The organism is Variovorax sp. PBL-E5 (assembly GCF_901827185.1).
Lineage (GTDB): Bacteria > Pseudomonadota > Gammaproteobacteria > Burkholderiales > Burkholderiaceae_C > Variovorax.
Window position 1 is genome coordinate 4,919,396 of record NZ_LR594671.1, and the last position, 26,295, is coordinate 4,945,690.

A 26,295-nucleotide genomic window follows, 5' to 3' on the forward strand; every position below is an offset into this window, starting at 1 on the left:
GATGTCTCATGGCCGAACCCCGAAGCGGGCCTTGGGCCCGAGCTTGGTCGGCAGCGTCGAATAGGCCGTCTCGATGAAGCGGCAGAGGTAGGCGCGGGTTTCGCGGGGATCGATGATGTCTTCGAGCGCAAAGGCCTCGGCCATCCGGAACGGCGAGGTCAGCGCGGCCAGTTCCGCTTCGATCTCGGCTTCGCGCAAAGCGGGATCTTCGGCCGCTTCGATCTCGCGGCGGAATGCGGCCCGCGCGCCGCCCTGGACCGGCAGGTTGCCGATCTCGGCACTCGGCCAGCCGATCTTGAAGTTGATCCCGGCCTTGTCGCAGGCGGCCATGCCGGCCATCCCGTAGCACTTGCGAACCACCAGCGTGAGCGCCGGAACGCTGGCCTGCATGCCGATGTACACGGCACGCATCCCATCGCGCAACGTGCCGGCGGCCTCTGCATCGGGCCCGACCAGAAAACCCGGCTGGTCCACGAGGTAGACGAGCGGGATATGGAAGGTATCGCAAAGCTCGACGAAGTGGCCTTGCTTGCGCGCGGCGCGGCCGTCCATCGCGCCGCCGTACACCATGGGATTGTTCGCCACGATGCCGACCGGCCGCCCGCCCAGCCGCGCGAAGCTGGTGATGATGCCCTTGCCCCAGGACGGCTGGATCTCGAACAGCGAGCCGCGGTCGAAGACGGTGCGCAGGATGCGCCGCATGTCGTAGGGCTTGCGGCGATCGCGGGGGATGATGGAGGCGAGCAACTCGTCGCGGCGATCCACCGGGTCGTCGCAGGCGACGACCGGCGGCATCTCCCAGACGTTCTGCGGAAGGTAGGAAAGAAAGTCGGCGATCGCCTCGAGGCAATCCGCCTCGTTGGCCACGACGTTGTCGATCGTGCCCGCGGCGTCGACGGCCATCTTCGCGCCGCCGAGCTCCTCGCGCGTGACCTTGCGGCCCATCGCGCGCTCGACGATCGGCGGTCCGGCCGCGAAGACCTGGCTCTGGCCGGCCACCATCACCGACCAGTGCGCAAGAATCGCCCGGCCCGCGGGACCGCCCGCGGCCACGCCGACCACCGCGCTCACGACAGGCACCAGGCCCAGCAGCTCGACCGATTTCTCGAAGCCGTGCACGCCGGGGAACACGGCGTGGCCGCGCTTCTTGATCGAGGCGACGCTGCCGCCCGAACCATCGATCAGGTTGACCAGCGGAATGCGGTAGTTGGCGGCCATGTCCTCGATGAAGCCGCCCTGCCCGCCCTTGCGGCGATCGCCGCCCCAGCTGACGCCGCCACGCACGGTGAAGTCTTCTCCCCCGACCGCGACGGCGCGGCCGCGGATGCGGCCGATGCCCATGACATAGGGCGCCGGCACGACGGACTGGATCCGGCCATCCTGGTAGTCGGCCGTGCCCGTGATCTTGCCGACCTCCTGGAAGCTCCCGGCGTCCATCAGGCTGCCGATGCGCTGGCGGATGGTGAGGCGTCCGCTGGCCGTGTACCTGGCCACCGATTCCTCGCCGCCCAGGGACTCGGCCCACGCGCGCCGCCGTTCGAGTTCCCCGATCTCGGCGGTCCAGTCGGATGTCGTGCTCTCTGCGCTCACGTGCTGCTCCTGCTTTTCTTCGCGGCGTCGATGCAGGCCTGCATCAGACCGGTGTGCACCTGGCCCTGCTGGAAGTCATCGCTGGCCAGCACCAGCTGGATCGCAGGGATGTTCGTCTTGACGCCGGCGATGTCGAACGCGGCCAGCGCCTCGCTCAGCTTGCCGATCGCGGCATCCCGCGTCGGCGCATGCACGATCACCTTGGCGATGAGCGAGTCGTAGAACGGCGTCACCGCATTGCCTTCGGCATAGCCGGTCTCGATGCGGATGCCCTCGCCCGATGGCGGCCGGAAGGTCGCGAGCGTGCCGGTCGACGGGAAGAAGCGCAGCGGATCTTCGGCGCAGACGCGCGCCTCGATGGCATGGCCCCGCACATCGATCGACGGCGGCAGGATGTCGGGCAGGCGTTCGCCGGCCGCGCTTCGGATCTGGGCCGCCACGAGGTCCACGCCGGTCACCTCTTCGGTCACGCCGTGCTCCACCTGAAGACGGGTGTTCATCTCCAGGAAGCTGAACTCGCCGGTCGACGACAGCAGCATCTCGAGCGTGCCGATGTTGTCGTAGCCGGCCTTCGCCAGCGCCGCCGCGGCCTGCGTGATCACCTGCAGGCGCCGGCTCGCCGCGATGCCCGGCGCGGGTGCCTCCTCGATGACCTTCTGATTGCGCCGCTGCACGGAGCAGTCGCGATCGAAGAGATGGGCCACGTTGCCGTGCGCATCGCCGATCAGCTGGATCTCGACGTGCCGCGGTTGCACCAGAAGCTTCTCCAGGTAGACGTCCCCGACACCGAAGCCGCGCTCGGCGGCCGATCGCGCGGTGCGCAATGCGTCGTCGAGCTGGGCGAGCGAGTCGACGCGCAGCATGCCGATGCCGCCACCGCCGGCCGCAGGCTTCACCATGACGGGAAAGCCCAGCTCTGCGGCGCGCTCGTGCAGGTCCGGGTCGTCGACGCCGATCACGTCGGTGCCGCGGCCCGTCGGCAGGCCCCAGGCCTGCGCGAGCTTGCGGGCGTGGGTCTTGTGGCCCATCTCGCGGATCCACTTCGGCGAGGGCCCGATGAAGCAGAGGCCGGCATCGATCACGCGCTGCGCGAAGTCCGCGTTCTCGGCCAGAAAGCCGTAGCCGGGATGGATGGCATCGGCCCCTGTCTCGCGCGCGGCGTCGATGATCTTCTCGATGCACAGGTAGCTCTCGCGCGGCGCGGCCGGCCCGATGCCGACCGACTGGTCCGCTTCGGCGACATAGGGCAGATCGCGATCCGCTTCGGAATGGACGGCCACCGACGCGATGCCGAGCTGCCGGAGTGCGCGAATCACGCGCGACGCCACGGCGCCTCGGTTGGCCACCAGGACTTTGTGGAATGCCGCCATCTTCAGAAACTCGTGGGCCACGCGCGCAGCAGGTGCTGGCCGATGCCATTGGTGAGCTTGAGCGAATGGACCTCGAGCATCCGGATGAGATAGTCGCGCGTCTCCTCGGGACGAATGACATTCTGGACGGCGTAGGTGCGCGCGATCTCGTAGGCCGTGTTGTTCTTCTCCATCTCGGCGAGCTGCTCGTCGAAGCCGGGGTCGCCGGGCCGGGTGCCATGCACGACGGTGGCTGCGAACTGCGGCGTCATGAAGCTGACTTCGGCGGTGGGCCACGCCGCGACCTCGTCGGAATTCTTGCCGCCGCCCATGTTGAGATAGGCCTGGCCGAAGGTCTTGCGGATGATCACCGACAGCTTGGGCACGGTGACGAGCTGGAGCGCATTCATGAAGTTGACGATCTTCCCGGTCGCCTTCTTCTTCTCGGCCTCGATGCCGATGACGAAGCCCGGGGTGTCGACAAGCAGCACCAGCGGCACATTGAAGGAATCGCACATCACCATGAAGGCGATGGCCTTGTCGGCCGCATCCGCGTCGAGCACGCCGCCCTTGAAGAAGGGGTTGTTGGCCAGGATGCCCACCGACTTGCCGCCGATGCGGGCCAGCGCCGTGACCAGGGTCTTGCCGTACTTCGGCTTCAGCTCGAACACCGAGTCCAGATCCACGATCGAGGCGATGAGCTTCCTCATGTCGTAGACCTGGGCGCGATTCGGCGGCACCAGATCCATGATCTCGGCCATCCTGCGGCCCGATCCTGCAGGGATCGGCTGCTCCGGCGGGCATTGGTTGTGGTGCGAGGGCAGGTAGGAGAGGAAGCGCTTCGTCGCGTCGATCGCGTCTTCATCGCGGTCCACGACCATGTCGATCAGGCCGGTGAGCTCGGTGTGGATCTGCCAGCCGCCGAGGTCTTCCGCATCGACCTTCTGGTTGGTCGCGAGCTCGATCAGGCGCGGGCTCGAGACCGCCATCACCGCGCCTTTGCGGATGACGCTGAAGTCCGAGCAGCAGGTGTAGAGAAAGGAGGAGCCGTAGCAATAGCCGAGCACCGATGCGGCCCACGGCGTTTCGCGCATGCGCTGGTATTGCGCCGGATCGTTGCCCAGGCCGAGGCCCATTCCGCGGGCGCCCATCGTGTCGGGCATGCGCGCGCCCGAGGACTCGCCCAGGAACACGATCGGCATGCCGCGCTGCGTCGCGACGCGCTTCATGTGCGCCACCTTGCGCACATTGGTGGCGCCGCTCGACGCACCCAGCACGGTGAAGTCGTTGGAGACCACGGCCGCCCAACGGCCGTCGATCTTGCCGTAGCCGGTGATCTTGCCGTCCGCCGGCGTGCGGTCCTCGTCTTCGCGCGAATGGGTCGAGGTTGCGAACAGGCCGGATTCCGAGAAGGTGCCGGCATCGAACAGCCGGTCGATTCTGGAGCGTGCGTTCATGACGCCGGCCAGCTGCCGCTTCTCGATCTTCGCTGCGCCGCCCATGGCCAAAGCGATGGCGCGGCGCCTCTCGAACTCCTGGTCCAGGCTCTTCTTGAACTCCGACGGACTGGCAGAACTGCTGCTCATGACACTTCTTTCTCGATGATGGAGGGGGTGGTGGGCGACGCGACGATGATCCGGTCGCGCTTCAGTTCGGCGATCTCGGCGGCGCCAAGGCCGAGGATCTCGGCCAGCACGTCCGCCGTGTCTTCGCCCACGCCATGGCCGGTGTGCCTGACGGCCCCGGGCGTCTCGGACAGCTTGGGAACGACACCGGCGAGGACGACCGTGCCCAAGGTGTCGTCGGGTACGCGCAGCAGCATGTCCCTCGCCTCGAAATGCGCGTCCTTGAAGATGTCGGCGACCGAATAGATCGGGGCGGACGGCACGCCGCCCTCGTTCAGCGCCGCCACCACGTCGTCGAGCACGTGGGTCCGCACCCAGCCGGCGATGATGTCGTCGAGCACTTCTTCGTTGGCAGAGCGTGCCAGCTGCGTCCGATAGCGGTCGTCGTCGGCGAGCTCGGATTGCCCCATGGCCGTCGCCAGCCGCGCGAACACCGCGTCGCCCATCGCGGTGATGTGGATGTGGCGCTCGTCGCGCGTGACGTAGGTGTTGTTCGGCGCGGAGTCCGGCAGCCGGGCGCCCGCGCGTTCGGCGATCACGCCCAGCTGATCGTAGGTCGGCACGTGCGGCTCGATCAGGCTGAAAGCCGATTCGTACAAGGTCGCATCGACGACCTGCCCGCGCCCCGTGCGGCCGCGCGCAAAGAGGGCCATCATGCCGCCGAGCGCCCCGTAGAGGCCCGTCACCTCGTCCGTGACGGATGCCGCGATCCGCGCCGGCGCGCGGTCGGGGTCGCCGGTGAGGTAGCGCAATCCGCTGAGGGCCTCGCCGATGGCGCCGTAGCCGGCCCGCTGCGCATAGGGCCCGGTCTGGCCGAAGCCGCTGATCCGGATCATGACCAGACCCGGATTGCTTCGGCTCAGCGTGTCGTAGCCCAGCCCGAGGCGCTCCATCGTGCCGGGCCGGAAGTTCTCGATCACGATGTCGGAGCGCTCGGCCAGGCGCGCGACGATCGAACGGCCTTCGTCGCTCTTCAGGTCGACGGAGATCATCCGCTTGTTGCGGAAGATGCTCGCGGCATAGAGGGACTTGCCGCTGGCCCGCTTGCCCATGCTGCGGACCGCGTCGCCCTCGGCCACCTCCACCTTGATGACCTCGGCGCCGAAGTCGGCCAGCAAGCGGCCGCAAAAAGGCCCTGCAACGCTGGAGCCGAGCTCCAGCACGCGAACGCCCGCAAGGGGGCCGCCGCTCTTCTTGTCCGTCATGCGTTTTTTGTCTCCGTTGCAGCGCGCTGCCTGCTCGCAGGCATGCAGCACCGTGGTCGTGAATTCAATGTACGAGATCGTCGACAACTATGTCAACATTGAAAACGCTAGTCTGATAATTTTTAATGTCCACAATCTTGTTTATTACAATCGACGCGATTCGATACCGCTAAGCTGCGTTTCTTGAAGCGCAACGCAACAGGTCGATGCCGGCATGTGCGTCGGCGCGAAGCTCACGCACGAAAGGACGAAGAAGTGAAAGCGAAGAAAACTGTCAAACCGGAGAGCCCGAAGCGCGGCAGCGCCCGGGTGGAGCAAGACATCGTTCAGGTCCTGCGAGATCGCATTTCCCTCCACCAGATCCCGCCCGGCGCCAAGCTGCTCGAAGGCGAGCTCGCGGAGGAGTTCGGGGTATCGCGCACCCGCGTGCGTGAGGTGCTCACCGAGCTGGAGCTGCGCGGCCTGATCAAGCGCGAGCCCAATCGGGGCGCGATCGTTTCCCGCCTGCAGCTGAGCGAGGTCTTCGAGATCTACGACGCGCGCGAAGGACTGGAGGGAATGATCGTGAGGCTGGCGACGCTCAACAAGCCGCCGGAGTACTGGCAGTCCTGGGTCGATCAACTGAAGGTCGGCGGCCCTTTGGAGAAGCTCATCGAGTCCGGCGATATCGAAGGCTACTTCTCGAACTACGAACGGCTCCGCGGCGAGCTGATTGCGGCCGCCAACAATGCGGTGCTCGCCGGCATGCTGGACAGCATCTTCGAAAAGACGCGCGTCATCATGCGCCGCGTGCAGATCCTGCCCGGCCGCGCGGCCATGGGACTGGTCGAGCAGCGCGCTTTCGTTGCGGCCATGCGCGAAGGCGATGCGGAAAAGGCCGAGCAGCTGCGCCGCCAGAACATCCGCAGTGCGGTGGTCACCTTGAAGCGTTTCCAGCACTACGTGCTGTGAGCCCATGACCGTCCTGCCGACATGCGACCCCCCTCGCCCGCCGCCGCTGGCCGGCGTGCGGGTGCTCGATCTGTCCCGCCTGCTGCCGGGCCCTCTGTGTGCGCAGCACCTGTGCGAACTGGGCGCCACGGTGATCAAGATCGAGGATCCCGGCGCGGGCGACTATGCCCGCCCCGCGATGAGGCAGTTGGTGAATCGCGGCAAGATCGGGTTGACGCTCAACCTCAAGTGCGATGAAGGGCGCGAGATCTTCTTTCAGCTGCTGGCGAATGCCGATGTCGTGCTGGAGGGATTCCGCCCGGGGGTGATGCAGCGCCTGGGCCTGGACTACGCCGAGCTCTCGCGCAGGCGGCCGTCGCTGGTGTATTGCGCCATCTCCGGCTACGGCCAATCCGGTGCCCGGCGGCATGCCGCCGGCCATGACATCAACTACCTCTCCCGCTCGGGCGTTCTGGACATGACGGGCGAAGCGGGCGGCCCGCCGGTCATCCCGGGCTTCCTGATCTCGGACATCCTGGGAGGCACCTTGAGCGCGGCGACCGGCATCCTCGCCGCCCTGGTCGAGGCGCGTCAGACCGGCCGAGGCCGGTTCATCGACGTCAGCATGACCGATGCCGTCATGGCGCACAACGTGCTGCCGCTGGCCGAGTACAACGAATCGGGTTCGGTGCATGCGCGCGGCACCGGCTCGCACACGGGTGGGGCTGCGCGCTACAAGACCTATGCCGCCCGGGACGGGCGCTTTCTCGCCGTCGGCGCACAGGAAAAGAAATTCTGGGACCTGCTCTGCGACGCGCTCGAACTGCCCGAGCTCAAGCCCTTGCACAGCCCGGACGACGCGCAGGCGCCCGACGTGGAGCGGCTGTTGCGCCGCGCCTTTGCCACCCGCGACGCCGCGGACTGGCTATCGGTCCTCGAGCCGCTCGATTGCTGCGTCACGGCCGTCCGGTCCTTCGAGGAAGCGCTGAGGGACCCGGATTTCCGATCGCGCGGAACCGTGCGTGCACCGGCCGCGGACGCCGCGATGAGCCTCGGGCTGCCTTTCGTCGTCAGCGAGTTGGCGCCTTCGGCCCCCAAGGCCTCGCCGCGCCAGGGCGAGCACACCGACACCGTGCTCGGCGAACTGGGTTTCGGCCGCGACACCATCGCCTCGCTGCGCAGCCGCGGCGTCATTTGAATTTCGACAACCATCTCGACAAGACCCAGGAGACGTCAGCATGACCCTACGTGAAATCAAGTCCGAAATCACCGGCTCGCTTTGGAAAGTGTTGAAGGCGCCCGGCGACCGCGTCGCCGAGGATGACCCCCTCATGATCCTCGAATCCATGAAGATGGAAATCCCCGTGATCGCGGATGCATCCGGGATCCTCAAGGAGCTCCTGGTTGCCGAGGGCGAGTCGGTGTCCGAAGGCCAGGTCGTCGCCAGAATCGAGACCTGATCCGTGGGGCCGCTCAACGGATACCGCGTGCTCGAGCTCGGATCTACCGCTGCCGGGCCGTTCTGCGCCCGGCTGCTCGGAGACTTCGGTGCCGAGGTGATCAAGATCGAATCCGAGGAAGGCGATCCGATCCGCCATCTCGGCGAGACCGTCAACGGGAAATCGCTCTACGCAGCCAGCATCGCCCGCAACAAGCACATCGCATCGATCGACCTGCGCCGCCCCGAAGGACGTGCGCTGATCCTGAAGATGCTGCCGGCCTTCGACGCGGTGGTCGAGAACTTCCGGCCCGGCACCCTGGAGCGCTGGGGCCTGTCCTATGAAGAACTCAGCCGCGTCCGGCCCGGTCTGATCCTGACGCGAATCAGCGGCTATGGACAGACCGGACCGTACCGCCATCGGCCCGGCTACGGCGTCATCGGCGAAGCGGTCAGCGGCCTGCGCCACATGATCGGAGAACCGGACCGGCCGCCTTCGCGCGCCGCGGTGCCGCTCACCGATTACATCGCCGGGCTCTACGCCGCGTTCAGCACGGTCATGGCCTTGCTGCACCGGGAACGAACCAGCGAAGGACAGTCCATCGACGTGGCACTCACCGAGGCCGCATTCAGCTTCATGGAGAGTTTCGTGCCCGCGTTCGACAAGCTCGGCAAGATCGGATCGCGCACGGGCTCCCGTCTGCCCAACAGCGCACCGAACAACCTGTACCCCACGCGCGACCACAGCCACATCCTGATCGCCGCGCTGGCCAACCCGATCTTCCGCCGGCTCGCGGCGGCGATGGCGCAACCGGATCTGGCCATCGACGCGCGCTTCGCGGACCAGGCATCGCGCAATGCCCATGAAGATGCCCTGGACGGCATCGTGAGCGCATGGACTTCGACCCGGGATCTGGCCGAGCTCGAGCGCATCCTGCAGGCGGCGGACGTTCCCGCGAGCCGCGTGTTCACGATGGCCGACGTCTTCCAGGATCCGCAATACCGTGCGCGAAACATGCTGCAGGTCGTGGACGACGAGGACATCGGCCCCGTCACGCTCGCCGGCGTGGTGCCGCTCATGTCGGGCACGCCGGGCAGCGTCCGCTGGTCCGGCCATCGGGTCGGCCAGGATACGCGCGAGGTGCTGTCAACCTTCGCCGATGTCGACAGTGCCGAGCTCGATGCACTCGTCCGTCGAGGCATCGTCTTCTGTGGCGAAGCGGCGGCGGTGCCAACGGTCTGATGCGCGAGCTCGCCGCTGGACAACGGACCGGGCTTGTGTTCTTCTCGGTGCGCATTCCCGAATCGAAAGACACCGCGTGGACGCGCTCGACATCCTCATCATTCCCGGCAGCGCGCGCGCAGGCTCGCTCAATCGCAGGCTGGCCGCCTTTGCCGCACGCAGCGCCAGCGACGCGGGCCTGCGGGTTCGCGAACTGGACCTTCGCGCCTTGAAGCTGCCGCTCTACGACGGCGACCTCGAGGCTTCGTCGGGCGTGCCGGAAGGCGCCCATGAACTGGCGCAGGCGATCCGCGAAAGCGATGGCCTCCTGTTCGTCACGCCGGAGTACAACGGATTCCCGACGCCGCTGGTCGTCAATGCCTTCGACTGGCTGTCACGGATCGCGGCGACGCCATCGCGACCCGCGGGCCTGGCCGTCACCGCCAACAAGCCGGTGGGCCTTCTGTCCGCATCGCCCGGACCCGGAGGCGCGCTGCGTTCGATGAATTTCATGCGCCAGTACCTGCAGATGGCCTTCGCGATGCTGGTCGTGCCCCAGCAGTTCGCCCTGGCCCGCGCGCACGAGGCCTTCGACGAGGCCGGCGGCCTCCAGGATGCCAAGGCGGCACGGTCGGTGCAGACCGTGCTGGCTTCGCTGGCCGCGCTGGCGCAAGCGCTCAAGACGGCGGCGCGATAAGGGGACCGACGGCAGCGCGCGCATCCTGCCAGGCACGTGCAGCGCTACGGCCGTATCCCCTATCGGCTCTTCTGCGCGCGCGGTCCCCGCCCCGGAATCGCCGCGAGCTTCACCTTGATGTGTTCAGCCGCTGCGAGCACATCGTCGCGCGAGCCGGAAAGATAGAGCCGCCCGGTGGCGCCGATCATCCGCAGGTCGACAAGACGGATGCCGGGCACCGCCTTCTCGGCCTCGTTCGCCGCATAGGACGCGAACAGCGCCGGCACCAGTTCGAGCAGAAGCATGCTCTCGCCGGGAAGCACCATCGATGCCTGCTTGTTGCGGTTGATGATGACGGCGTGCCGATCGGTGATGTCCTCCACCACGTCCATCACCAGGATCTCCGGCTTGAGCTGGTCCTCGGCACGCAAGCCCAGCGATGCCAGGATCGCCTCGCCTGCGCGGGCCAGATCGGCCGGCTGGTCGGCGTGCACTTCCAGCACGCCGAATTGCCGCTCGACGACCAGCAGGCCGGGTTCCAGTTCGGGCGCCGCCTTCAGCGCCGTGTCGGTCACGCGCTCGATGGCGAGTCCCGGTGCAATCTCCAGGATCAGCGAGCTCATGCCTTCCAGCGGAACGTAGCCGCGTCCGCCGGTGGGCGAGCTCAGGTAGGCGGCGAACTGTCGCTCGAGGCGATCGAGCGTCAGATAGACACGTAGTTCGTTCTGCATAGTGGCTTTCGCGGCACGTCCCGAAGGACGACGCTCACTTCTTGGCAGCTTCGAAATACTTGAGCACGTCGACGTGCGGTCGCGGGATCACGTGGCAGGACCTGACCTCGCCCACCTGCCGCGCCGCCTCGGCGCCGGCATCGGTGGCGGCCTTGACGGCCCCGACGTCGCCGGTCACGGTGATCGCCACCAGCCCCGCACCCACCTGCTCGCGACCGACCATGGTCACGTTCGCCGCTTTCACCATGGCATCCGCGGCAGCGTATGCCGCCACGTAGCCAACCGTCTCGATCAAACCAACTGCTTGGGACATGTCGTCTCTCCTGTCAAAAAACTACGATCAAAAAATGCGCGGCGCCTAGCGCTCGCCGCTGGGATCGACGATCCCGACCACCATGGCATCGACCGGACTGCCGCAGTAGTGCGCCGCCACCGAGCCCTGGATCACCAGCGCGTCGTCGCCGATGCCCACGCCGAAGCCGTCGAGTGCAATGAGCGATCCACCGCCGTCCATCTCCAGGCGCACCAGGGCGCCCGGCGGAAGCAGTTCATGCCGCTTGGTCGCCCAGATGCGACCGGTCACCGTACCTATCTTCATTCGCTGCGCTCCATTCGTAGGCCCGCCGTCCTGGCGTAATCGCGCGCCGCCGGCGTGATGACGGCGCTCCGTTTCAAGCGCACGACCTGGCCGCTGGCGCGATGCCGCCGCAGGACGGCTTCGGTGACCACCGCTTCGTCGAGCGTCATGGCGACGCTGCAACGCAGCGATTCCGCGGGTGGCTGTGCCGGCGCATCGTGGCGGGTCGCCGACATGGACGCGGGCGCCGCCAGCTTCAGGTCGAGCTCGATCGTGCCGCTCAGGAAGCGCTCGCGCAAAACCTCGCTCGCACACAGCAGCTTGAACCAGCGCAGCAGTTCGGCCAGGTCCTCGTCATTGCGAACCGCCAGCGGAAGCCGCACGGCCCGCGCAGGCGCCGCAGCGGGCCGGCGCGTCTGCATGAAGCCGCGCACCGCCTCGCTGACGAGGCCTTCGAGCTCGGGCGATGGCGAGGTGTTCATCTTCTGTTCTCCGGCGTCAGGGCCGCGATCGCGGCCTCGCTCGCGGCGCGCACGGCGGACTCGGTGCCGCTCACGTACAGGCGGCCGCTGGCACCCATGAAGCGACAGTCCACCAGCGTGATGGCGGCCGCCTTCTCGGCTTCGTTGGCCGCCAGCAGCGCGCCGGCGGCGGGCGTGGTTTCGAGCAGGAACAGCGACTGGCCCGGCAGCAGCATCGAGCCCGACTTGTTGCGATTGACCAGGAAGGAGTGGAGGCTGTCGACGCGATCGATCTGGCGCGATGCAAGGATCTGCCGCGGCGGCAGCTCCGGCGACGACAGCCCCAGGGCCTGCAGGATCGCAGCGCCTGCCGCCTTCACCGACGCAGCATGGCGCGCGTGGAACTCCAGATAGCCGAACTGCCGCTCCACCATGAGCACGCCCGGCTTGACGTCGACTTCCTTGAGAACGATGTCGGTCAGCCACTCGACGTCCAGGCCGGGCGCGATCTCGACGATCATCGCCGCGTCGTTCGCCCGCGGCAGAAATCCGCGCATCATGCTGCCGAGAAAGCACATGGTCTGGGGCTGCAGGCGGTCCAGGAAATCGAAAGAGCGCAGTGTGGTCATGGGAGGGTCCGGGATTCGAGGGCCAGGGCCAGGATGGCCCGGACGGTGTCGCGAATGGGGTCGTCCTGCGCATCGCTGGTGCGTTGCGATGGCGCCGCTGCCTCGCCGCGCGCGGCGGCCGCGCCGATCGGGAAGGCGATCTTTTTCCAGTTGATCAGATGCTCGGGCCCCACGTTCTCCGCGATGGAGCTGCGGCCCGCGAAGCCGGTGCCGATGGTGAAGGTGGGCGCCAGGCCGGTGCCGGCGCCGATCACGCCCATGGACGTGCCCTTGTTCACGATCGTGCGGTTCACGTCCAGCGCGCTGCCCCACAGTGCGATGGTCTCGAGGTCTTCCGCGAAGATGCCCGAGGTGTGTCCCGCGCCCGAGACGGCCAGCATGGCTCGCGCCTCGCGGATCGCGTGCTCCCGATCGTCCACGCGCTTGACGCCGAGGATGGGAGAGAGCTTTTCCTTGGCCATGGGCGAGGCGCGCGAGACCTCGTTCAACATCCCGACCAGCACCTTGGCCTGACTCGCGCCGGACAGACCCGCCTGCTCGGCGATCCATGCGGCCGAACGGCCGACGATCTTCGGATTCAGACGGCCCTCGGGGAAGGCGAACGCCTCCAGGCGTTGCTGCTGTTCGGCGTTGCAATAGAAGGCGCCCGCGCGCTTCATGCGCTCGGTGAAGACGCGCTCGGCATCGCGATGCACGAACACCGCCGAGGGCGTGGAGCAGGCCGAACCGTGGTCGAAGGCCTTGGCCGCCATGGTCTCGTCCACGGCGATCGCCAGGTCGGCGCTGGCATCCACGTACACGGGGACATTGCCCGGTCCCACGCCCAGGGAAGGCGTGCCCGAGCTGTAGGCAGCCCGCACCATGGGCGTGCCGCCGGTGGCGAGGATCAGGTTCACGCCCGGGTTGCGCATCATCGCGTGCGTGGCGTCCAGCGTCGGCGCGGCCTGGATCTGGATCGCGTCCGCGGGGGCACCGGCCTCGCGTGCCACGTCGCGCAGGTACTCCGCCGCGTCGATGGAGCAGCGCAGCGCCAGCGGATGCGGACTCAGGATGATGGCGTTGCGCGTCATCAGGCAGGACAGCACCTTGAAGTAGAGCGTGGCGATCGGACTGGTCGATGCCACGAGGCCCATCACCACGCCTGCGGGCCGGCCGATCAGCAGCATCCTGCGTTCTTCATCGACCTGCACGCCGCCGAGCACGCTGCGGCGGTGGAAGGCCATCAGGTCGCGGCTGGCCAGCAGGTTCTTGAACAGCTTGTCTTCCACGCGGCCGATGCGGGTCTCTTCCACCGCCAGCCGCGCATAGTGCTCGGCACGGTCCTCGCAGGCGCGGCAGACGCGCTCGGCGATGCGCCAGGCCTCGGCCGGCTCGAACCGCGCGAAGGCCTGGGCCGCAGGCACGGCACGTGCCACCAGCGTGCGCGCCTCCTGCAGCGCGGCCAGGTCGTCGTCGAGAGCGGGGTTCACGCGATGCCCCTCAGACGTTCGCGCTGCGGCGAGCGATATCGTTCAGGTCGAGCGAGCTGATGGCGTCGAAGACGGCCTTCACCGCGCGGCGCTCGGTGTCCGACAGGCGCTGCATGCGCGCCTCGTCCAACATGCCCGGACCGCGCTGCGCCTGCGCGCCGGCGCCGTTGGCCTGCATCGGCTCCTGAGGTGAAGGCAGCCTGACATCCATCATCATCATCGGCGCTTCGCCAAAGCGCTCGATCGGTGCCGGGCGCGAGGCTTCGGGGCGCGCATCGAGCCGCACCTTGGTCGGCTCGCAGGTCACGCGGTGCATGCGCCGCGTATGGCCGGCATAGTCGAACACCGCGTAGTGCTGCGTCGCCATGTTGTCCCAGATCGCGATGGAATCCTGCTCCCAGCGAAAGCGCACGTGGAAGTCGGGCTTCATGATCCACTCGTTGAGCAGCTTGAGCAGGTTCTCGCCGTAGCGGTCGACGAGGTTGGTAAAGCGCTTGGTCCAGATCGAATTCACGAACAGGCACAGCTTGCCCGTCACCGGATGGTTGATCACCGCGGGATGGATATAGGGCGGGTTGCCGGCATCGAGCTGCCGCGCTTCGCCGGTGTAGCCCATGCGGCGGAAGGCGTAGGAGATGTCGTGCTCCGCATCGAGCTCGAGCAGCATCTTCTTCATCGGCTCGTCCAGCGCCTCGTAGGCGGTGTTCATGCAGGCCCACAGGGTATCGCCGCCATCGGGCGGGATCTCGACGGCCCGCAGGATCGACACCGCATTGGGCTTTTCGCGGAAGGTGCAGTCCGCGTGCCAGCGATCGGTGTCGGGCGACTTCCTGCCGGTGTTGGCGATGGTCTGGATCTCGGGGTGGCCTTCCACGTGCGGAAAGAACTCGTGCCTTTCCATCTCGCCGAAGGAGCGGCCCAGCGCCAGATGCGCCTGCGGCGTCAGCGGCTGCTTGCGGAAGAAGATCACCTTGTTGTCCCAGAGCGCGCTGCGGATCTCGTCATAGACCGCAGGGCTCTTCACCGCGTTCAGGTCCACGCCGGAGATGACAGCGCCGATGGTGGGCGTCATCCGTGTCACTTCGATATGCCGGTACTTCATTGCATTGCTTCCTGTTGCTGTGCTTCGCAGGTCGACGAAGCGCCTGGGGGTCGAGTCGATTGTGGGGAGCGCGAGGCACGCGCCGTGAGGGGTGATTGCGCCATCGCGTTGCATTCCTGCGAGCGAGGCGCGGCGTGATGCGGACACGGCACGGACACCGCATGCACAGGGGCATTTGCGCCACGGCACGCGGCCGCTGCGTACCGCGCGGCCCTTTGCTCTGCCACAGTCGATGCATCCCTCACGCCGCCAAGGCATCCCGATGCAACGCGAAACCCTGCCTTCGATCGAGACCGCCTACAGCTGGTGGCTCGCAGCCCTGACACTGCTGATCGCCTCCATCGGATTCGGCGCGGCAACCTGCGTGCCGATCCTGCTCAAGCCGCTGTCACGGGAATGGGGTGCGAGCACGGCGGCTCTGGCGCTGGCCCATACCTTCATGCTGGTGGGCGCGGGCTTCGGTGGCCTGGTGTTCGGCCGCATGCATGACCGCTTCGGCTTCTTTCCGCTGGCCGTGATCGGCGCGCTGGCCACGGCCTCGGGCCTGATCGCGGCGTCGTTCGCGCAAGGCATCGGCGATCTGCACCTGGCCTTCGGCCTGCTGGTGGGCGCGTGCGGCCAGGGCATCTTCTTCAGTCCGCTGACGGCAGCGCTCAGCCAGTGGTTCGATCGTCACCGGCCGCTGGCGATCGCCAGCGCTGCCACCGGCCAGAGTGCGGGCGGTCTGCTGTTTCCGCCGCTGCTGCGCATCGCGGCACGCGACCTCGGTTGGCGCGCCGCATTGCTCGGCTTCGGCATCGTGGCCGGGGGTGTACTGCTGGCCTGCGCTCTCGCGTTCCGCCGGATGCCGCCAGCCGGCGCGCAGCAGCATCGCGCCGTCGTCGTACAGGAGTGGGCTTCCCTTACCCACCGGATGCGCATCGGCCGCGAACCGCATGCCCTGCTCATGAGCCTGGGCGCATGCCTGGGACTGTTCAACGTGGCGACCTTTCTGGTGATGGGCCACATCACCGCCGCTGGCGAGGAGTTGGGCGCGACGCCGGCGGCCGCCGCAGCGCTGCTGTCCGTCATGCTCGGCGCCAGCCTCGTCACGCGTCTCGGCACGGCGCAATGGGGCCTGCGCCTCGGCCGCTACCGCGTGCTGGTCGCCGCATCGGTGCTGCATGTGGCGGGCCTGCTCTGGTTGTCGTTCAGTGGCAGCTATGCCGCCACGGCGATCGGCGTGGCGCTGATCGGCCTGGGCTTCGGCGCCTATCTGCCCAGCTATGCCGTGCTCGCACGCGAACTGTTTCCCGTGAGTCAGGCCGGCCGGCGCATTGCCGAGATCTACTTCCTCGGCTTCGTCGCCGCCGGTGCCGGCACCTGGGTGGGCGGGCTGCTGCGCGATGCCGCGGGAGACTATGGCCTCGCCTTCCGCTTTGCGGTTTTTGCAGGTGCGGCTGGCCTGGCGGCGTTGCTCGCGCAATGGCGCGCGCTGAAGACGGTGTGAGCGGCGCTCAGCCGATGCGCTTCTTCGCGCGCGGCACGCCGAACCATTCGCTCACCAGCTCGATCGCCAGCGTGGCCGCCGGCCCCAGCGTGCGCCCGCGCGTGTGCATGATGCAAGGGTAGGCAAAGCGGTCGAAGGGCGTCGACACGCGCAGCACCGCCAGCGTGTTGCGTCCGGCCAGTTCGTCGACGACCAGCTGCGGCACCAGCGCGATCAATTGCGTGTTCTCGGCCAGCTCGGCCAGCACGCGCATGTCGTCGCAAGTCAGCGTGGGGAAGTCGACGAGGCCATGGTCCTTGAAGCTCTGCAGCAGTTCGGGCGGCAGCGTCGGTGCGCCGGTGGAGCGGTCTTTCAGGTCGGCCAGCGTCAGCCGGCCCGCGCGCCGCGCGAGCTCGTGGTTGCGGCTGGCCACCACGGCGATCTGCTGCTTGGACAACTGGATGACCGTGACCTCGCCCAGGTCGGCCGAATAGCGCGAGTCGCCGACCACGAGGTCCAGCCGGTCCTGCTTGAGGAGTTCGAGCAGCAGGCCGGAGTTGGCGATCTCGATGCGCACGCGCAGCTTCGGGTAGCGCGACACCATGTCGCGCATGACGGACGGCAGCGCCGTCGCTGCCGCGAAAGGCCCGAAGCCGATGCGGATCTCGCCTTCTTCCAGGCCCTTGATGCGGCGCACCGAATCCTTCAGCGCGCGGTCCTCCGCCGTCATGCGGCGGATGTGGTCGATGATGGGCTTGCTGTAGGCGGTGGGCACGAGGCGGCCATAGGCGCGGTCGAGCAGCGGAATGCCCAATTCGTCCTCCAGCGATTTCAGGCTGCGGCTCAAGGCCGGCTGCGAGAGGTGCACGGCCTCGGAGGCCTTGCGGAAGCTGCGGTTTTCCACCACGGCCAGGAAGTGGGCGAACTTGCGGAGATTCATGCGAGGGCCGAAGCAGTTGAAGGGGTCCGAAGATTGTGCAGAAAGCGCATGAAAATGCAAAATAAAATGCAATAGGCGCATCGCAAGCCCGTGCCTACACTGAACGCAACGCCGGTCAAAAATCGAACCGGCGATCTACAGGAGACACTGATGATTCGTTCGCTGCCGCGCTGGTTGCTGACCGCCGCGTTGCCTCTCGCCCTCTGCGCCACCGCCGAGGCACAGACCCCCACCCTGCGCATCCAGGACTACCCCGGCATCATCGGCACGCTGGCGCGCGTGGCCGTCGAGAAGGGCTACTGCGCAAAGAACGGCATTCAGTGCACGCTCACCACCATCCCGGCTGCGCCGCTCGGCGTGCAGACGCTGATGGCGGGCGGCATCGAGGTGGCCCTGCCGCCGTCGGAAGTCGCGATCCAGTCGGCAGCCAAGGGCGCCGACCTCAAGATCGTGGGCGGCATGTTCGATGCCAGCCCTTTCATGCTGATCGTGGGTCCGGGCCTGCTCGCCAGCGCCGGCAAAGGCTATCCCGCGATCATGCAAGACCTCAAGGGCAAGAAGATCGGCGTCACCTCGCGCGGCGCGGCGCCGGAGTTCCAGATCAAGTCCATGCTGCTGCAGGCCGGGCTGAAGGAGGACGACGTCACCTTCGTGGCGGTCGGTTCGCCCAACACCGGCTATCCCGCGCTGCTGAACAAGCAGGTCGATGCGGTGATGAGCTTCATTCCCTTCGATGGCTTCTGCGACGTGCTCAAGACCTGCCGCATCGCCGTGCTGCCGGCCAAGGGCGAGGGGCCCAAGGTGCTGACCGACCTCAATGGTGCAGGCGGCCTCTACGTGATGCGGCGCGACTACACGCAGAAGAACCCGGCCACGGTCGAGGCCTTCGTCAAGGCGCTGAACGAGGCCGAGCGCTTCACCGCGGACCCGGCCAATGGCGCCGAGCTGCTGCAGATCACGTTGAAGTACTACCGCATCGAGATGCCCAAGGGCGACGAGATCCTCAAGAGCTCGCTCGACCGCTTTCGCGCCAACATGATCGTGAAAGTGAAGAAGCCGGCCGTGCAGGCCGCGGCCGATTACCTGCAGCAGACGGGCCAGCTCGACAAGAGCTTCGACGCCGCCCGCCTGTTCTGAGCGCGCACGGGCATCCTCCCATGGCCACGGTCCATCCCATCTCGCGGTTTCCCGCCGTCCACGCGCCTGAAGCGCCGGCCACGGAAACGGAACTCCCCATGCCAAGAACCGCCATCGAAGTGCACAAGCTCGAACTCGCCTTCGGCGAGCGCAAGGTGATCGACGGCGTGTCCCTCGACATTCCCGAAGGGCAGTTCCTGTCCATCGTCGGGCCGAGCGGCTGCGGCAAGACCACCCTCCTCAACCTGCTGGCCGGCCTGATCGACGCGCCCTACCTGGGTACGCTGCGGTTGGACGGCACCTCGCCCCGCCTGGGCGACGATCGCATCGCCTACATGCTGGCCCGCGACTCGCTGCTGCCATGGCGCACCGCGCTGCAGAACGCCAGCTACGGCATGCAGATCCGCGGCGTGCCGCCGAAGGCGCGCGAAGCCCGCGCGCGCGATTTGCTCAAGCGCGTGGGCCTGGCCGGGTTCGAGGACATCTATCCCAAGCATCTCTCGCACGGCATGCGCCAGCGCTGCGCGCTGGCGCGCACCTTCGCGCTGGATTCGCCCTTTCTGCTGATGGACGAACCCTTCGGCGCGCTGGACGCGCAAACCAAGCTGCAGCTGGAAGAACTGCTGGTCGACCTGTGGCAACAGGAGCGGCGCACCGTCGTCTTCATCACCCACGACCTGGCCGAGGCCATCGCCATCTCCGACCGTGTGATCGTGATGAGCGCGCGCCCGGGCCGCATCGTGGCCGATCTGGCGATCGACCTGCCTCGCCCGCGCAGTGTTCGCGAGTTGCAGAAGGAACCGCACTTTCACGAGCTCTACGCCAGGATCTGGCAGACCCTCGAACAAGGATGGAGGCACTCCGATGACACATGAGACCCGACCCGCGACCGGCACGACGACGCTCGCTCGCCTGGTCCAGCACGGCAGCCTGCTGGCCGTGCTGCTGGGGCTATGGGAATACGCGGCGCGCCACGGCTGGGTCGATGCCACCTTCGTCGGCCAGCCCTCGGGCATCGCACAGTTCCTGTGGTCCAACGTGGTGGTGTCACCCAAGCTCTGGATCGAACTCGGCTGGACGCTGCTGGGCACCTTCGCCTCCTTCGTGCTGGGCAGCGTCGCTGCCCTGTTCACGGGGCTGCTCTTCGTCTCGATGCCGCGCCTGGAGCGCTTCGTCGATCCCTACCTGTCGGCCATCAACGCCATGCCGCGCATTGCGCTGGCGCCGCTGTTCATCCTGTGGTTCGGGCTGGGCGTTTCCTCCAAGATCGCGATCGGCTTCTCGCTGGTCTTCTTCATCGTGCTGTCCAGCACGGTGGCCGGCATGCGCGGCCTCAACCAGGACCACCTGACCCTCACGCGCACGCTGGGCGCACGGCCATCGCAGATGTTCGTCTTCGTCACTTTGCCGGGGGCGGTGCCGGTGATCTTCTCGGGTCTGCGGCTGGGCCTGATCTACGCGATGCTGGGCGTGGTCGGCGGCGAGATCATCGCGGCCGAACACGGACTGGGTCAGACGCTGGCCTATCTCGGCTCCACCTTCAACATGAACGGCGTGATGGGTGTGCTGCTGGTGCTGTCGCTGCTGGGCATGGGCGTGATCTGGTCGATGACGGCTCTCGAAAGACGCCTTCTGCGCTGGCAATGACGCCGGACGTGGCACCCTCGGGCCGGCGCGTCCGGGTGGCGATCCTGGCGCCCGAACACGCATTGGGCTGGACCATCATGGGCCCGGCCGACATGCTCAACAGCGCGGGAACACTCTGGTCTTCGCTGCAGGGCGAATCGGGTGTGGTGAACCGTTTCGAGGTGGCCATCGTCGGCCGCTCGGGCCAACCGGTGGTCTGCTTCCAGGGCATGCGGCTGATGCCGGAAACAGGGCTCGACGACGCGGGGTACGAGCCCGACGTCATCCTCGTGCCCGCGCTGTTCGAGGAGTCGGTGCGCTTCGGCCGTTCCGGATGGTCCACGCCGTGGCGCCCCTTCGTCGAATGGATCAAGGTGCGCCATGCGCGCGGTGCCTTCGTGGCGGCGATTTCCACCGGCGTCGCCCTGCTGGCGGAAACCTCGCTGCTGGACGGCCACAAGGCGACCACGCACTGGGCGATGATGGAAGCCATGGCGGCCAACTACCGCCGCATCGAGTTCGTGCACCACAACGGCCTGCAGTCCGCCGGACCCGGTTCCCGGCTGGTGACCACCGCGGCGGGCACGGCCTGGCAATCCCTCGTGCTGCTGCTGGTCGCAAGGTTCGCCGGCGCGCAGCAGTCGATCGAACTGGCGCGCCTGTTCTCGACCCAGTCCCTGGCCGATCAGGGCAAGCGTTGCTGTCCTGGTTTCGTGCCACCCAGCGACCACGGCGATGCCCAGGTGTTGCGCGCCCAGCGCGCCATCGCCGGCAACTTCGGCGATGCCGACGTGCTGATGGATGCGATGGAAAAAGCAGGCATGACGCGCCGCACCTTCGAGCGTCGCTTCCGGGCCGCGACCGGCTACTCGCCACTCGCGTACCTGCAGGAGGTGCGCATGCAGCGCGCCCGGCACTTGCTGGACTCCACCGTGCACGGCGTGGACGAGGTCGCGGGCTTGGTGGGCTACGGCGACGTGGCGCACTTTCGCAGCCTGTTCACGAGGATGTCGGGCATGACGCCCAGCCACTATCGCGAGGCCTTCGGCATGGGCGGCATGCTGGAGATGGCGCAGCAGGTGCTGTAGCGCGAAGGTCGGCAGCGCCGCCGCAACAGCGCCGCACTCAGGGCTTTGCTTGATTTCCTTGCGACGCGGATCGGCAACCGCTGAGCGGCGCGTGTGTCTGCACCGTCGAGGTCTCGATGGTGCGCCATACATTGACGCCCAGCGCGGTGCCATGGACCGCCAGATGAGCGCCCAACTGAATGGCTTGCAGCAGCTCGGCCGGTGTCAGCCCTTGCGCCAATGCGGTGGCCACGATCTGCCGTATCGCGCCGGGGTTGAAAGCCGTGAAGCATGCATGCAACGCCAGCTGTACCAGGCTGCGCTCTGCCGGCGTCAGGCCCGCGCCGGGGCGGCCTTGTTCGACGAAGTCGAGAAGCACCTCGGCAAAGCCGGCGTCGAGCCGCGCCACGGAAGTCAGGGCGAGGGCATGCGCGGGGCCGAGCCTGTCGATGCGGGCCTGGAGTTTCCCGTCGATGGCCGCCACCTGGGTCAAGTCGGTGAACTCGGCCAGGATGTCGGCGGCCTGGCAGACGCTCGCGACGCCTTGCACGGCCACCAGATGCAGCACATCGACAATATCGGCCTGTGTGGCCCCCACTTCGAGTGCTCGCTTCATGTGAGTGTGCAGGCCGGACTCGAAGAGATGGGACGAGGAGGTGTCGAGCGCCACGTAGATGAGCTCGACCATGCGCTGCGTCAGCGGCCCCGTGCGCGCGGGGTAGCCGGCATAGCGTGCGTAGTGCTGCACGAAGCCGGGGCAGGCCTGCAGCAGGGTCTCGGTCCATGGGCGCCAGTAGCCGCGCTCGGCGATGAAGAACTCCTTGATCTGCGCGCGCTCGGCATCGGCCGCACTGTCCGGCATGCTCATGGCGATTCCCTTGGAGCGACGCTCCGGCCAACGAGGGTTTGCCCCGTGAGGTACTGGGCGGCAGGCCCGCAGACGAAACGCAGCAGCGGATGCAGCGACTGCGGATCCGCATCGCCCGGCACTTCCAGCGCATTGACGCGCAGGGCACGAGGGCCCCACTCACAGGCGAGGGTCGAGACCAGCATGCGTGCCGCAGCGCCATCGCCGGCGTGCTGCCAGCGATCGACCTTCCGTGAGGGCAGCAGCACGGTCAGGCTGGCCTGCTGCGCGCAGCGGGCGGCAAAGCGCGCGGTGGCCGCATGCACCGCCTGCAACAGGCCTGCCGATTCGCAGGACAGCGGCGACAGGTCGAGGCAGGCTGCATAGTGCGGCCGTCCGATGGCCGGCTGCGCCACGTCTTGCCACGGTGCAGCGTCGCCGCCGCAGACCTCGAGTTGCATCGGCATGTCCAGGGGCTGCGCAGCCCATGTGGCGGGCGCCAGCGCCTGACTGCCGCCGTAGATGGACGAGCCGCCATCCACTGGCAGCATCTGCCCACTCAAGGGTTGCGCGCCGGGGCTCGCCAGAAAGTACAGCGCCTGCGCCATTTCTTCGGGCGCGGCCATGCGGCCGAGCGGAATCTTGGCCAACGCACGCTCGGGCTTGAGTCGACCGGCCTGGATCAGTCCATCGACCAGTTCGGTACGCACGAATCCCGGGGCGAGCACCGTCACGCACCAGTCGGGTCGCGCTTGCGCCAAGGCCAGCGTCTGGGCGATGAGTCCCGCCTTGCTCGGACTGTAGGCGCCACGCCATGGAATGGCATGCAGCCCGGCACCGGACGCCACGTTCACAACGCGTGCGCCGGGCTTGAGCAGGTGCGTACACGCATCGACCACCGCCGCCGGCGCGGCCAGATTGAGCGCGAGCAGACGGCCCATCTGCGCCGGGCTTTGTTCAGCCAGCGGCGTATTGGACGCATCGGACATGCCGGCGTTGTTGAGGATGGCGTCCAGTGCGGGTGTGCCATCGCCCAGGGAAGCGATCTGCTGCGGGTCGGTCAGGTCGATGGTACGCAGCACATGCGCGGCCGAAGCAGGAGCGGGCAGGCTTTGCCCCAAGGTGTGCAAGGCCTGCTCGTTGTGGTCGACCAGCACGCATTGCCAGCCTGCGCCGGCAAACAGTCGAGTGGTGTCTCGCCCGATGCCGGAAGCTGCACCGGTGATCAGAACCGTCTGCATCTGCGCGTCCCGCAGGAATCAGATGTTGGTCAGCGTGATGCCGCCATCCACCGTCAGCGCCTGCGCTGTGATGAAGCCCGCGTCATCGCCGGCCAGGAAGCAGATGCTGCGGGCGATGTCTTGCACGGTGCCCAGGCGCCCCAGCGGCGTGCGGGCAATGCGGTTGGCGTCGCGCTCGGCGTTGCGGTTGCGCTGTGTGCCTTCGGTGGGAACGGCCGACGGGCACACGGCATTGACGCGGATGTTGCGCGCACCCAGCTCTGCGGCCGCAGCGCGGGTGATGCCCAGAATGCCCGCCTTGATGCCGGAATAGACCACCGAGTTGGCGGCCGAGCGCAAGGCGGCCACCGAGGCCACGTTCACGATCGAGCCACCGCGCTCCGCGTCCATCACGGCCACGGCTTCCTGCAGGCCCCAGATCACGGACTTGAAGCCCACATCCAGCATGCGCTCCACGGTCTCCGACAGGATGTCGGGGATGGCCTGGTAGCGCACCCACGCCGCGTTGTTGACCAGGATGTCGAAGCGCTTGCCGTGCGCGAACGCGCGCTGGATGGCATCGCGAATGCCTTCGCGGCTGGCAATGTTCTGCACGATGCCAAAGGCTTGCCCGCCCTTGGATTCGATGTCCTCCACCACGGGGGTCACCAGTTCTTCCTTGAGGTCGTTCACGCAGACGATGGCGCCACGAGCGGCCATCTGCAAAGCGGTTTCGCGGCCGATGCCGGCGCCCGCGCCGGTGATGAGGGCCACGCGGCCGAGCAGATCCTGGTTCATTCGTATTCCTTGGTTCACACAGACTGGATGAAGTCCCGGCCGACTTGCCGGGCGAGCGCGCCTGAGCCCCATGCGGCGTCGAACTTGCGCACTTCGCGCAAGGCGTAGTGCAGGGGAACCTCCCAGGTGAAGCCCATGCCGCCATGCAGGTGGATGGATTTCTCCAGCACGAACGCCGCGCCGGCCAGGGCGTTGGCCAGCACCGGCCGCGTATCGCGCACCCTGTCGTCTTCATCGGTGCGAAGCACGCGCTGGATGCCCGCGTTGGAGGCTTCCTGCAACAGGCGCATGCGCGCCAGCAGGTGGCGCACGGCTTGTTTGGCCGACAGGGGACGGCCGAACTGCACGCGGGTCGACATGTACTCGGCCGTGGTGGTCAAGGCGCCTTCGGCGGCACCGTTGACGAGGCTGGCAATCAGGATGTCGCTGTCGCGCTGCAATGCCGCGAACGTGGCGGCATCCAGCGCGGCCAGCACCTTGGCGCCGTCCAGCTTCAGCCACGACTGAGGATGCTCCGGGTCCAGCGCTTCGTCGTTCTGAATCTCGACCGAGCCCAGGTCCAGCAGGGCACCGCCGCCCCGGCCGTCCGCGACCAGCACCCAGTCGCAGTGCCCGGCGTGGCGGGCGTGACCCGCCAGCTTGTCCTGCAGGTTGCCTTGCAGCGCCCAGGTGGCCACGCGTTCGCCGCCGACCAGTTCTGCTGCCAGAGGCGAATCGCCCAGCGCCTTGGCGATCAGAATGGTTTCGAGCAGCGGCCATTGCAGCCGCAGCCTGCCCGCTTCGGCCACGATGGGCACGGCGAACTCGATGCCCAATGCCAGACCGCCGGCGTCTTCGCGCGCGCACACACCGCACAGGCCGGCGTTGGCCAGAACCCCGGCGGCGTCACGGAAGTTGCGGGTCTGCGCATCCGTGATCGCCTCGGCGGCAGCCTTGGCAAACTCTTCGGGCTTGAGATCGTTGTCCGGCGTGCTCATCTCAGAGGTCCTTCGGCAAGTTCATGATGCGTTGCGCAATGATGTCCAGCTGCACTTCGGTGGTGCCGGCATAGATGGTCTCGGCGCGGGCGTAGAGGTAGGCCGTGGTGAAGGCCTTGCGGGCGCGTTGTGCCAGCGCACTGGAGCGCGGGTTCACATGCGACACGATGGCCAGCGCCAGCCCCATGAAGGCCTGATGGCACTCGGACCAATGGAGCTTGGTCAGCGAGCCGCGGGCGCCGATCTTCTCGCCCGCCATCATCAGGCTCACCGTGCGCTCGACCAGGCCCTTGAGGGCGTCGATCTCGCCCACCACGTCGCCGATACGGCGCTGGTAGTAGCCGTCGTCCAGCAGCTTGACCAGCTGTGGGTCGGACTTGCACGCGGCGATGAGCTGACGCAGCTCGCATTCGAAGCGCCATGCACGGTACATGCGGTTGGTCGCGCGTTCGATGGACAGCACGCGGATGGCCGCATTCCATCCCTCGTCCGGTGCGCCGAGGCGCGCACTGTCGGGCACCACCACATTGTCGAAAAAGACTTCGGCAAACGAGTCCTTGCCGTCGATCGACTTGATGGGCACCACCCGGATGCCGGGCGTGTCCATGGGCACGGCAAACATCAGCAGGCCCCGGTGTTTGTCGGCCACCGTGCCGGTGCGGGTCAGCAGCAGGCAGTAGCGCGCCTTGGCCGCACCGCTGGTCCAGATCTTCTGGCCGTTGATGCGCCACGCGTCGCCCTCCGGCACGGCCTTGGTACGCAGGCGCGCGAGGTCGGAGCCCGCGTCGGGCTCGGAAAATCCCTGGCACCAGTAGTCGCGCATGGAAAGGATGCGCGGCAGGAACAACTGCTTCTGTTCTTCCGTGCCCACGGTCTGGATGATGGGGCCCACCAATTCCTTGCCGATCGAGCTCACGCTCTCGGGCATGGCCAGCGCGCCCACTTCCTTGTTGACGACCAGATGCTCTCGCAGAGTCAGGCCCAGGCCGCCATAGGCCTTGGGCCATGTCATGCCCGCCAGGCCCGCGTCGTACATGGACGCCTCCCAGTCACGGCACTCATCCAGCGTGGGCGTGCGGTAGTCGACGCTGTCCGCACGCATGTGCTCGGGCAGATGGGCGCGAAGCCATTGGCGTGCGTACTGGCGATAGACGGCCGGGCCTGCCGCTGCGTCCGGAATGGCCGGGTTCTTTTCCATGTGCATGAGAGCC

The 26,295-nt window shown here is 67.4% G+C and carries 27 protein-coding genes; 10 read left to right on the plus strand and 17 right to left on the minus strand.

Annotation, left to right across the window (positions count from 1 at the left end):
- Positions 1-6: 6 nt before the first annotated feature.
- Genes WDLP6_RS24015 through WDLP6_RS24030 form a run of 4 tightly spaced genes read right to left on the minus strand, consistent with a single transcriptional unit; the run spans position 7 to position 5,769 of the window.
- Complete coding sequence (locus WDLP6_RS24015; protein WP_162594369.1) at positions 7-1,590, minus strand: acyl-CoA carboxylase subunit beta; 1,584 nt, start codon at positions 1,588-1,590, stop codon at positions 7-9.
- On the minus strand, positions 1,587-2,960 hold the full coding sequence (locus tag WDLP6_RS24020) for an acetyl-CoA carboxylase biotin carboxylase subunit (RefSeq protein ID WP_162594370.1): 1,374 nt from the start codon (positions 2,958-2,960) through the stop codon (positions 1,587-1,589). The genes WDLP6_RS24015 and WDLP6_RS24020 overlap by 4 nt, the downstream gene beginning before the upstream one ends.
- Before the next feature lie 2 nt (positions 2,961-2,962).
- Entirely contained in the window at positions 2,963-4,525 is a 1,563-nt protein-coding gene (locus WDLP6_RS24025) for an acyl-CoA carboxylase subunit beta (protein ID WP_162594371.1), read from the minus strand.
- Complete coding sequence (locus tag WDLP6_RS24030) at positions 4,522-5,769, minus strand: CaiB/BaiF CoA transferase family protein (RefSeq protein ID WP_162594372.1); 1,248 nt, start codon at positions 5,767-5,769, stop codon at positions 4,522-4,524. Before WDLP6_RS24030 ends, WDLP6_RS24025 begins: the two co-directional genes overlap by 4 nt.
- A 183-nt stretch (positions 5,770-5,952) precedes the next feature.
- Between WDLP6_RS24030 and WDLP6_RS24035 the strand changes: the two genes are divergently transcribed.
- From WDLP6_RS24035 to WDLP6_RS24055, 5 genes are all read left to right on the plus strand, one after another.
- Positions 5,953-6,720 (plus strand): GntR family transcriptional regulator, encoded by a 768-nt coding sequence (locus WDLP6_RS24035; protein ID WP_162594373.1) that lies wholly within the window; start codon positions 5,953-5,955, stop codon positions 6,718-6,720.
- A gap of 4 nt (positions 6,721-6,724) precedes the next feature.
- A complete protein-coding gene (locus WDLP6_RS24040) occupies positions 6,725-7,897 on the plus strand; it encodes a CaiB/BaiF CoA transferase family protein (RefSeq protein ID WP_162594374.1) in 1,173 nt (390 codons plus the stop codon).
- A 40-nt stretch (positions 7,898-7,937) separates the two neighbouring features.
- Positions 7,938-8,159, plus strand: coding sequence for a biotin/lipoyl-binding carrier protein (locus WDLP6_RS24045; RefSeq protein WP_162594375.1), 222 nt, complete (start codon positions 7,938-7,940; stop codon positions 8,157-8,159).
- A 3-nt stretch (positions 8,160-8,162) separates the two neighbouring features.
- Positions 8,163-9,380, plus strand: coding sequence for a CaiB/BaiF CoA transferase family protein (locus WDLP6_RS24050; protein WP_162594376.1), 1,218 nt, complete (start codon positions 8,163-8,165; stop codon positions 9,378-9,380).
- Between the two features lie 76 nt (positions 9,381-9,456).
- Entirely contained in the window at positions 9,457-10,056 is a 600-nt protein-coding gene (locus WDLP6_RS24055) for an NADPH-dependent FMN reductase (RefSeq protein WP_232077272.1), read from the plus strand.
- 59 nt (positions 10,057-10,115) lie between these two features.
- Here WDLP6_RS24055 and WDLP6_RS24060 read toward each other — a convergent pair whose 3' ends face one another.
- From WDLP6_RS24060 to WDLP6_RS24090, 7 genes are read right to left on the minus strand one after another with little or no spacing between them, the layout of a single operon-like run.
- Positions 10,116-10,766 (minus strand): microcompartment protein, encoded by a 651-nt coding sequence (locus WDLP6_RS24060; protein WP_162594378.1) that lies wholly within the window; start codon positions 10,764-10,766, stop codon positions 10,116-10,118.
- 34 nt (positions 10,767-10,800) lie between these two features.
- Positions 10,801-11,079, minus strand: coding sequence for a BMC domain-containing protein (locus WDLP6_RS24065; RefSeq protein ID WP_162594379.1), 279 nt, complete (start codon positions 11,077-11,079; stop codon positions 10,801-10,803).
- Positions 11,080-11,124: 45 nt separating this feature from the next.
- The gene (locus WDLP6_RS24070) at positions 11,125-11,364 is read right to left on the minus strand and encodes a EutN/CcmL family microcompartment protein (RefSeq protein ID WP_162594380.1); all 240 of its coding nucleotides are present in this window, start codon (positions 11,362-11,364) and stop codon (positions 11,125-11,127) included.
- Entirely contained in the window at positions 11,361-11,825 is a 465-nt protein-coding gene (locus WDLP6_RS24075) for a hypothetical protein (protein WP_162594381.1), read from the minus strand. Before WDLP6_RS24075 ends, WDLP6_RS24070 begins: the two co-directional genes overlap by 4 nt.
- Complete coding sequence (locus WDLP6_RS24080) at positions 11,822-12,433, minus strand: BMC domain-containing protein (protein WP_162594382.1); 612 nt, start codon at positions 12,431-12,433, stop codon at positions 11,822-11,824. Before WDLP6_RS24080 ends, WDLP6_RS24075 begins: the two co-directional genes overlap by 4 nt.
- Positions 12,430-13,902, minus strand: a complete 1,473-nt coding sequence (locus WDLP6_RS24085) for an aldehyde dehydrogenase family protein (protein WP_162594383.1) — start codon at positions 13,900-13,902, stop codon at positions 12,430-12,432. The genes WDLP6_RS24080 and WDLP6_RS24085 overlap by 4 nt, the downstream gene beginning before the upstream one ends.
- Before the next feature lie 10 nt (positions 13,903-13,912).
- The gene (locus tag WDLP6_RS24090; protein WP_162594384.1) at positions 13,913-14,974 is read right to left on the minus strand and encodes a TauD/TfdA dioxygenase family protein; all 1,062 of its coding nucleotides are present in this window, start codon (positions 14,972-14,974) and stop codon (positions 13,913-13,915) included.
- A 292-nt stretch (positions 14,975-15,266) separates the two neighbouring features.
- On the opposite strand from WDLP6_RS24090, the gene WDLP6_RS24095 reads away from it, so the two are divergent.
- The gene (locus WDLP6_RS24095) at positions 15,267-16,493 is read left to right on the plus strand and encodes an MFS transporter (protein WP_162594385.1); all 1,227 of its coding nucleotides are present in this window, start codon (positions 15,267-15,269) and stop codon (positions 16,491-16,493) included.
- A 7-nt stretch (positions 16,494-16,500) separates the two neighbouring features.
- On the opposite strand, the gene WDLP6_RS24100 is transcribed toward WDLP6_RS24095, so the two are convergent.
- On the minus strand, positions 16,501-17,412 hold the full coding sequence (locus WDLP6_RS24100) for a LysR family transcriptional regulator (protein ID WP_162594386.1): 912 nt from the start codon (positions 17,410-17,412) through the stop codon (positions 16,501-16,503).
- A gap of 150 nt (positions 17,413-17,562) precedes the next feature.
- On the opposite strand from WDLP6_RS24100, the gene WDLP6_RS24105 reads away from it, so the two are divergent.
- The 4 genes from WDLP6_RS24105 to WDLP6_RS24120 all read left to right on the plus strand — a co-directional run bounded on the left by WDLP6_RS24105 (position 17,563) and on the right by WDLP6_RS24120 (position 21,263).
- A complete protein-coding gene (locus WDLP6_RS24105) occupies positions 17,563-18,549 on the plus strand; it encodes an ABC transporter substrate-binding protein (RefSeq protein ID WP_162594387.1) in 987 nt (328 codons plus the stop codon).
- 98 nt (positions 18,550-18,647) lie between these two features.
- Entirely contained in the window at positions 18,648-19,424 is a 777-nt protein-coding gene (locus tag WDLP6_RS24110; RefSeq protein ID WP_162594388.1) for an ABC transporter ATP-binding protein, read from the plus strand.
- Positions 19,414-20,196, plus strand: coding sequence for an ABC transporter permease (locus WDLP6_RS24115; RefSeq protein WP_162594389.1), 783 nt, complete (start codon positions 19,414-19,416; stop codon positions 20,194-20,196). Before WDLP6_RS24110 ends, WDLP6_RS24115 begins: the two co-directional genes overlap by 11 nt.
- A complete protein-coding gene (locus WDLP6_RS24120) occupies positions 20,193-21,263 on the plus strand; it encodes a GlxA family transcriptional regulator (protein ID WP_162594390.1) in 1,071 nt (356 codons plus the stop codon). Before WDLP6_RS24115 ends, WDLP6_RS24120 begins: the two co-directional genes overlap by 4 nt.
- 37 nt (positions 21,264-21,300) lie before the next feature.
- Here the strand turns inward: WDLP6_RS24120 and WDLP6_RS24125 are convergent, their stop codons facing one another.
- Genes WDLP6_RS24125 through WDLP6_RS24145 form a run of 5 tightly spaced genes read right to left on the minus strand, consistent with a single transcriptional unit; the run spans position 21,301 to position 26,282 of the window.
- A complete protein-coding gene (locus tag WDLP6_RS24125) occupies positions 21,301-22,110 on the minus strand; it encodes a carboxymuconolactone decarboxylase family protein (RefSeq protein WP_162594391.1) in 810 nt (269 codons plus the stop codon).
- Positions 22,107-23,330: an SDR family oxidoreductase gene (locus tag WDLP6_RS24130; RefSeq protein WP_162594392.1), complete on the minus strand. Its 1,224-nt coding sequence runs from the start codon at positions 23,328-23,330 to the stop codon at positions 22,107-22,109. The genes WDLP6_RS24125 and WDLP6_RS24130 overlap by 4 nt, the downstream gene beginning before the upstream one ends.
- An 18-nt stretch (positions 23,331-23,348) precedes the next feature.
- Positions 23,349-24,107 (minus strand): SDR family NAD(P)-dependent oxidoreductase, encoded by a 759-nt coding sequence (locus WDLP6_RS24135; RefSeq protein ID WP_162594393.1) that lies wholly within the window; start codon positions 24,105-24,107, stop codon positions 23,349-23,351.
- 14 nt (positions 24,108-24,121) lie between these two features.
- Entirely contained in the window at positions 24,122-25,084 is a 963-nt protein-coding gene (locus WDLP6_RS24140; protein ID WP_162594394.1) for an acyl-CoA dehydrogenase family protein, read from the minus strand.
- A gap of 1 nt (position 25,085) precedes the next feature.
- Positions 25,086-26,282, minus strand: coding sequence for an acyl-CoA dehydrogenase family protein (locus tag WDLP6_RS24145; protein WP_232077274.1), 1,197 nt, complete (start codon positions 26,280-26,282; stop codon positions 25,086-25,088).
- Positions 26,283-26,295 lie beyond the last annotated feature (13 nt).

Coding starts and splice junctions, on each gene's coding strand:
- WDLP6_RS24030 (WP_162594372.1), bottom strand. CDS start 5,769: ATGACGGACAAGAAGAGCGGCGGCCCCCTTGCGGGCGTTCGCGTGCTG.
- WDLP6_RS24105 (WP_162594387.1), top strand. CDS start 17,563: ATGATTCGTTCGCTGCCGCGCTGGTTGCTGACCGCCGCGTTGCCTCTC.
- WDLP6_RS24110 (WP_162594388.1), top strand. CDS start 18,648: ATGCCAAGAACCGCCATCGAAGTGCACAAGCTCGAACTCGCCTTCGGC.
- WDLP6_RS24115 (WP_162594389.1), top strand. CDS start 19,414: ATGACACATGAGACCCGACCCGCGACCGGCACGACGACGCTCGCTCGC.
- WDLP6_RS24095 (WP_162594385.1), top strand. CDS start 15,267: ATGCAACGCGAAACCCTGCCTTCGATCGAGACCGCCTACAGCTGGTGG.
- WDLP6_RS24075 (WP_162594381.1), bottom strand. CDS start 11,825: ATGAACACCTCGCCATCGCCCGAGCTCGAAGGCCTCGTCAGCGAGGCG.
- WDLP6_RS24070 (WP_162594380.1), bottom strand. CDS start 11,364: ATGAAGATAGGTACGGTGACCGGTCGCATCTGGGCGACCAAGCGGCAT.
- WDLP6_RS24020 (WP_162594370.1), bottom strand. CDS start 2,960: ATGGCGGCATTCCACAAAGTCCTGGTGGCCAACCGAGGCGCCGTGGCG.
- WDLP6_RS24065 (WP_162594379.1), bottom strand. CDS start 11,079: ATGTCCCAAGCAGTTGGTTTGATCGAGACGGTTGGCTACGTGGCGGCA.
- WDLP6_RS24135 (WP_162594393.1), bottom strand. CDS start 24,107: ATGAACCAGGATCTGCTCGGCCGCGTGGCCCTCATCACCGGCGCGGGC.
- WDLP6_RS24100 (WP_162594386.1), bottom strand. CDS start 17,412: ATGAATCTCCGCAAGTTCGCCCACTTCCTGGCCGTGGTGGAAAACCGC.
- WDLP6_RS24045 (WP_162594375.1), top strand. CDS start 7,938: ATGACCCTACGTGAAATCAAGTCCGAAATCACCGGCTCGCTTTGGAAA.
- WDLP6_RS24060 (WP_162594378.1), bottom strand. CDS start 10,766: ATGCAGAACGAACTACGTGTCTATCTGACGCTCGATCGCCTCGAGCGA.
- WDLP6_RS24140 (WP_162594394.1), bottom strand. CDS start 25,084: ATGAGCACGCCGGACAACGATCTCAAGCCCGAAGAGTTTGCCAAGGCT.
- WDLP6_RS24120 (WP_162594390.1), top strand. CDS start 20,193: ATGACGCCGGACGTGGCACCCTCGGGCCGGCGCGTCCGGGTGGCGATC.
- WDLP6_RS24130 (WP_162594392.1), bottom strand. CDS start 23,330: ATGCAGACGGTTCTGATCACCGGTGCAGCTTCCGGCATCGGGCGAGAC.
- WDLP6_RS24090 (WP_162594384.1), bottom strand. CDS start 14,974: ATGACGCCCACCATCGGCGCTGTCATCTCCGGCGTGGACCTGAACGCG.
- WDLP6_RS24080 (WP_162594382.1), bottom strand. CDS start 12,433: ATGACCACACTGCGCTCTTTCGATTTCCTGGACCGCCTGCAGCCCCAG.
- WDLP6_RS24145 (WP_232077274.1), bottom strand. CDS start 26,282: ATGGAAAAGAACCCGGCCATTCCGGACGCAGCGGCAGGCCCGGCCGTC.
- WDLP6_RS24025 (WP_162594371.1), bottom strand. CDS start 4,525: ATGAGCAGCAGTTCTGCCAGTCCGTCGGAGTTCAAGAAGAGCCTGGAC.
- WDLP6_RS24125 (WP_162594391.1), bottom strand. CDS start 22,110: ATGAGCATGCCGGACAGTGCGGCCGATGCCGAGCGCGCGCAGATCAAG.
- WDLP6_RS24040 (WP_162594374.1), top strand. CDS start 6,725: ATGACCGTCCTGCCGACATGCGACCCCCCTCGCCCGCCGCCGCTGGCC.